The following is a 5,166-nucleotide window of genomic DNA, read 5'->3' on the forward strand; positions in this document are numbered from 1 at the left end:
AACTTATTTCAGATATTAAAAATATCTTTATCGAACTTAATTCGAAAAAGGATGAGATTTGTTCGTTAGCATATGCCAGAAACTACCTTGTATAACTTAAACTTTAATCTGGGATACCTATAAAGGATTCCTGTATCGAAACTTAAGTTATAATTGTTCGATAATCTCATCTTCAGCGAATTATCAGACACGTGCAACTTAATAATTGGTTTAGGAACCCTATGTCTAAACTAAAACCTGCTATTCAGATTTTTTTATAATATGTATTTACAAAAATCTACTTTCTACCATAAGAAATTAGTATATATGGTGCTTGAATTATAAAAACATTCTTCAAATTTACAAACTACCTATTATACATATTATAACATTTTATTCCACATATTGTATAATAATAAATAAAATATTGACTCTTAATTAAAAATAACCTTATATTTATTAGTATTATTTCAAATTCTATCACTATAACCCGGTGAGCTTTAAGAATATATTTCTGATTACACTGGTACAACTTTAAGAGTAGATGAGTTTTTAATATAAATTTTGGTATTAAAAGCTATAACTTTATACTATCCCTAGCTGGAATATACTTGAAGAATAGTCAAAACCACTCTATACTTAATATAAAAATACCTCTTTATATTGATTAGTGGTGATATTTTGAGAACAAAATCTATTCTTTTTATCATTTTCTCCTTTGCTATATTATTAATTGCCAGTTGTTCAAAGCCTAAAAATAAAGAAATTATAAAACCATTTAACGACATTGAAGTAAGTTCAACCAAAAAAGTAGAATTCGAAAACATGGCAATTACCAGCATTGAAAAAGAGTTAGGTAGAAGTAAAATGGTTACTAACTCCGAAGATATATCTAAAGTAGCTGACTACTTAAAAACAATAGAATGCGTATCAGTTAATCAAATAGAGAAATCTCCTGATCTAATTATCTCATTTATAGACAACGAAGATAATCATATAAATTCAATAGTTTTTTCTAAAAATAAAATCCATATATACAAAAATAGTGGCACCGATACTACTGAACTTAGGTTTGCTCCAGTAGATAAGAAAATAATTAAAGAATTAAAAAATTTATACAGCTCAATGAATTATGAGGAATACCTTCTTATAAAGAAATAGATTGGTTTTATTTAAACTACGAAAAATATATAAATAAAAACTTGTTAAAGCTGTGAAGCAGATTAAGGAAAGATACTAGCATAATAAAATTATTATCTATAAATATTCCATTGCCTCAAAGCTTAAGTAAATACACGAAAAGGAGCATTTTTTTATGACATCAAAAAACATTTATACCGATTGCCCAATATATAAAGGTAGTCTTATTTCATTAAGGCATACAAAACTAGAAGATACTGAAAATTTGTTAAAATGTTATTCTGACGAAAAATCAGTACCTTTCTTTAATTCTGATAATTGTAATGGAGATAATTTTCACTATACAACTAAGGAAAGAATGAGACAAGCAATTGAATTTTGGAACTATTCTTATATTCACAAGTATTTTGTAAGATGGACAATAATTTTAAATGATACTAATGAAAAGATTGGAACAATTGAGATGTTTCATAGAATTGCAGACGATGAATTTAATCACTATGGAGTTTTGCGCATAGATTTACGCAGCGATTATGAGACTGATTCAATAATTAGTGATATATTACAGATTGCAAACGAGAACTTTTTCCATGCCTTTGATGTTAAAGCAATTCTTACAAAAGCCATTCCAGATGCAAGTGAAAGAATCTCAGCATTAACAAATCAGGGATATGCTCCACTAGGTAAGAATTTCATGATATATGATGACTATTTCATTATCACACAAAAATAATCTTCAACTAATTACATAGATAAACTTTATTATTCTTCAAAAAGACTATTTAAAACCATACCAATAACTACTAAAGCTATTCCTATAAAATAAGTAGTTGTTGGTATTTTATGTTGAAATAAAAATAACCACCTAGTAGAGTAAATATTACTTCTCCTGATTGAGTAGATTCTCTAACTGCTAATCTGAGAGAGGAACTCCAAATCCAGGTACCACCCGAAACACTCATTTGTTGATTAAATATAAAAGCAGGCAGCCTAATTTCTACTGAAATTTCGACTACCTGTTTTTATATAATGAGATGTCAATTTCTTTTCAATCTGCTTAATCTGCTATATAATCTTACTTTACGAGCATTCTTCGATTAGAATAATATCTTAAGTCATTTATACTTTAGTTTCTATTCAATACCACCTGTTTAGTAAATGGGTTTTTCCTAACAGCCAAAGAATACAAGTAAGGATATTCTCGTTTTAAATGATTCATATAGTATATCCACTCTACTATAATCTGGGTATAACATCTTTTAATATCTACCGACAGATGTACTAAATCTTCATCAGAAATATTATTAAGATCTTCTCTGTACGAAAGTTCATCATAAATATGATATAAGGCCCATAACATGTCAGTAAAGGAATTGTGTTCTAGAAGAGTTGGATTCTCAAACATAGAAAGTATATTTTGCTTACTACTATATATAAATTCTTTTAAATCGTTTAAGTCACTTGACTTACTGTCAATTAAAATATCGAACTCTTTTAAGTCTTTTATCGCTCTTGCAAAATCCTTATCTGTCCATCCATCTCCTATACTAAGCTTTTCACTAATTTCCTTAAAATTCGAGTTAAAACATGCCATATTACTTATAGCTCTAACTCCAGTCTCAGTGAAAAAAGCCCCTATAACCACACTAATCTTCTTAAGATTATCCTGTCTTTCTTTATTTTTAACAATCTGATCTATCAATACCGTGACAATAATAACCTGCAGTGGCACAAAGGCTAAATCCTGTAATAAATAGAATCCAGTGTCTCTTTGATCATGAAATATAAAAATTTGAATAAAGTAAAATGATACCGAAATACAAAGTAGTAAAAACACTAACAAAATATTTTTAGATAACTTATTTATATTAATCCCCCCAAATCTTTTAGTATTTAAAAAATTAGCGCATCCCCGTGAGTATTTTATCATATTTCCTGCATCCATGGCAATTTTGTCCAACTTTATCTTTTATCTATCATTTGAATATCTTTTATATATCCTATACTAATAAAAGACTATTTCAATTAATTATTACGCTACTATTATTTTTCAAACAAAAATAGTAGTCTAATTTTAGACTACTATCTTGAAAAGAAAGAGTAATTCAAGAAACAAATTATAAGTTATATTAAATCTTGTCTAACATGTCCAGGCATTTTCCTGCACCACGAACTACACATTCAAGTGGGTTTTCTGCAATATGTACATGTATATGAGTTTCACTATGTATTAATTCATTTAATCCTTTTAAAAGTGCACCACCACCTGAAAGCATTATACCATTGTCCATTATGTCTGCAGCAAGCTCTGGAGGTGTTTCTTCAATAGCAGCTTTAATTGCATCAATTATCAAATTAACAGGATTTTTTAATGCCTCTCTTATTTGGCTATCTGCAACTATAATAGACTTTGGTAATCCTGTCACCATATCTCTTCCTCTTACCTCAATCCTTTTTTCTTCTTCACCACTTTTAGCATAGACACAGCCTATCTGAATTTTAATATTTTCTGCTGTTCTTTCACCTATCATCAAATTGAATTCTCTTTTTACATAGTCAATAATTGTCTCATCTAGTTCATCTCCTGCAACTCTTAAGGTTTTGCTTACCACAATTCCTTGAAGCGACACAACTGCCACCTCAGTAGTTCCAGCACCTATATCAATAATCATATTTCCAATTGGTTCATCTACAGGAAGACCTGACCCTATCGCTGCAGCTACTGCTTCTTCAACTAACATGATTTTACGAGCTCCAACCTGACTTATTGCTTCATTTATAGCTCTCTTTTCCACTTCTGTAACTCCTGAAGGATGAGAAATAGTAATTCTAGAATTTTTAAGAGCACCTTTATCGTTAATTTTTTCAATAAACTTTCTCAGCATTTTTTGAGTTAAATCAAAATCTGCAATTGTTCCATCCTTTAACGGTCGAATAGCTTCGATACCTTCTGGCGTTCTGCCTATCATATTTTTGGCCTCTAATCCCACTTCTAATACCTGTTTATTTTTTGTATTTATAGCCACCACTGAAGGCTCAACTAATAAAATTCCTTTTCCTTTTACATATAACAATGTGCTTGAAGTACCTAAATCTATTCCTATATCTCTACTCTTCGTAAAAAATCCCATTAAAACTTCCCCCTTAAACTTGTAATACAGTTCCTCTTTAGTAGATATAATGCAAAATTTATGGAAGTGCTAATATATATTTTCCATAATGTATGCAATAGCAAACTTTTTTTACAGTATATACCTTGGTTTGCTTACTTTTCAATGCATAAATAATGGATATTGCTTCTCAAGCTTCATAAAAAAATTTTATTTAGTATTTAATGTATCACATAAAAATCTATATTAATCGCTTATTTTTTTTGATTTAACGGATATAAAAATACACTTTTTTACTGTATACCAAAATGTACTTTTGCTACCTTTAAAATATTGTTATCATTAACCCCTTTAAACATAAAATCTCTTACGTATATATCTATGAGGATTCCTTGATTACTATGCAATTGAACTATTCCAGATATAGATACTCTATTCTACTGTACAAAATTTATTAATAAACACTTGAACAAATGCTATACTCATAAGCTATTAGAATTAAATAATCGGATGGTAAACTACTTGGTTTCTAAGACCGTTGAAATATTTGGACTTAGCTAGCTTGAAAATTTTATATTTTTTTATACAGTAAAAAAGACCTCACAAGTTGTGAAGTCTTTTCCGTATCGTCAGATACTAATTACCTAGCAACCACTTACTCTCCCACACAGTCGCCCATGCAGTACCATCAGCCGTCTAAGTCTTAACCTTCGTGTTCGGAATGGGTACGGGTGTAACCCTTAGACGCATCATTACTAGATATTGAAAGATTATTCTTTCAAAATTGCACTTAAGTTAACTTTGTAATAACATTTATTGGTCAAGCCCTCGACCTATTAGTATCGGTCAGCTGAACATGTTACCATGCTTACACCTCCGACCTATCAACCTCGTGTTCTTCGAGGGGTCTTACTAGCTTACGCTATGGGAAATCTAA

4 protein-coding genes, 2 rRNA genes and 1 pseudogene are annotated in these 5,166 nt (G+C 29.7%); 2 read left to right on the forward strand and 5 right to left on the reverse strand.

Going from position 1 to position 5,166, the window contains the following annotated elements:
- Positions 1 to 660: 660 nt before the first annotated feature.
- Both JHL18_RS05825 and JHL18_RS05830 read left to right on the forward strand, forming a co-directional pair.
- Complete coding sequence (locus tag JHL18_RS05825) at positions 661 to 1,140, forward strand: hypothetical protein (RefSeq protein WP_200267094.1); 480 nt, start codon at positions 661 to 663, stop codon at positions 1,138 to 1,140.
- Between the two features lie 154 nt (positions 1,141 to 1,294).
- Entirely contained in the window at positions 1,295 to 1,852 is a 558-nt protein-coding gene (locus JHL18_RS05830; protein ID WP_200267096.1) for a GNAT family N-acetyltransferase, read from the forward strand.
- Positions 1,853 to 1,881: 29 nt separating this feature from the next.
- Here the strand turns inward: JHL18_RS05830 and JHL18_RS25850 are convergent.
- From JHL18_RS25850 to JHL18_RS05850, 5 genes and pseudogenes are all read right to left on the reverse strand, one after another.
- Positions 1,882 to 2,039: pseudogene (locus JHL18_RS25850) on the reverse strand (multidrug resistance efflux transporter family protein); the annotation flags it as partial.
- Positions 2,040 to 2,245: 206 nt separating this feature from the next.
- Positions 2,246 to 3,079: a hypothetical protein gene (locus tag JHL18_RS05835; RefSeq protein WP_200267098.1), complete on the reverse strand. Its 834-nt coding sequence runs from the start codon at positions 3,077 to 3,079 to the stop codon at positions 2,246 to 2,248.
- 169 nt (positions 3,080 to 3,248) lie between these two features.
- Entirely contained in the window at positions 3,249 to 4,250 is a 1,002-nt protein-coding gene (gene mreB / locus JHL18_RS05840) for a rod shape-determining protein (RefSeq protein ID WP_200267100.1), read from the reverse strand.
- Between the two features lie 621 nt (positions 4,251 to 4,871).
- Positions 4,872 to 4,989, reverse strand: a 5S ribosomal RNA gene (gene rrf, locus JHL18_RS05845).
- A gap of 56 nt (positions 4,990 to 5,045) precedes the next feature.
- A 23S ribosomal RNA gene (locus JHL18_RS05850) occupies positions 5,046 to 5,166 on the reverse strand; the annotation flags it as partial.

Origin of the sequence: Clostridium yunnanense (assembly GCF_016595795.1) — a bacterium.
Classification (GTDB): domain Bacteria; phylum Bacillota; class Clostridia; order Clostridiales; family Clostridiaceae; genus Clostridium_AR; species Clostridium_AR yunnanense.

Coding starts and splice junctions, on each gene's coding strand:
- JHL18_RS05830 (WP_200267096.1), top strand. CDS start 1,295: ATGACATCAAAAAACATTTATACCGATTGCCCAATATATAAAGGTAGT.
- mreB (WP_200267100.1), bottom strand. CDS start 4,250: ATGGGATTTTTTACGAAGAGTAGAGATATAGGAATAGATTTAGGTACT.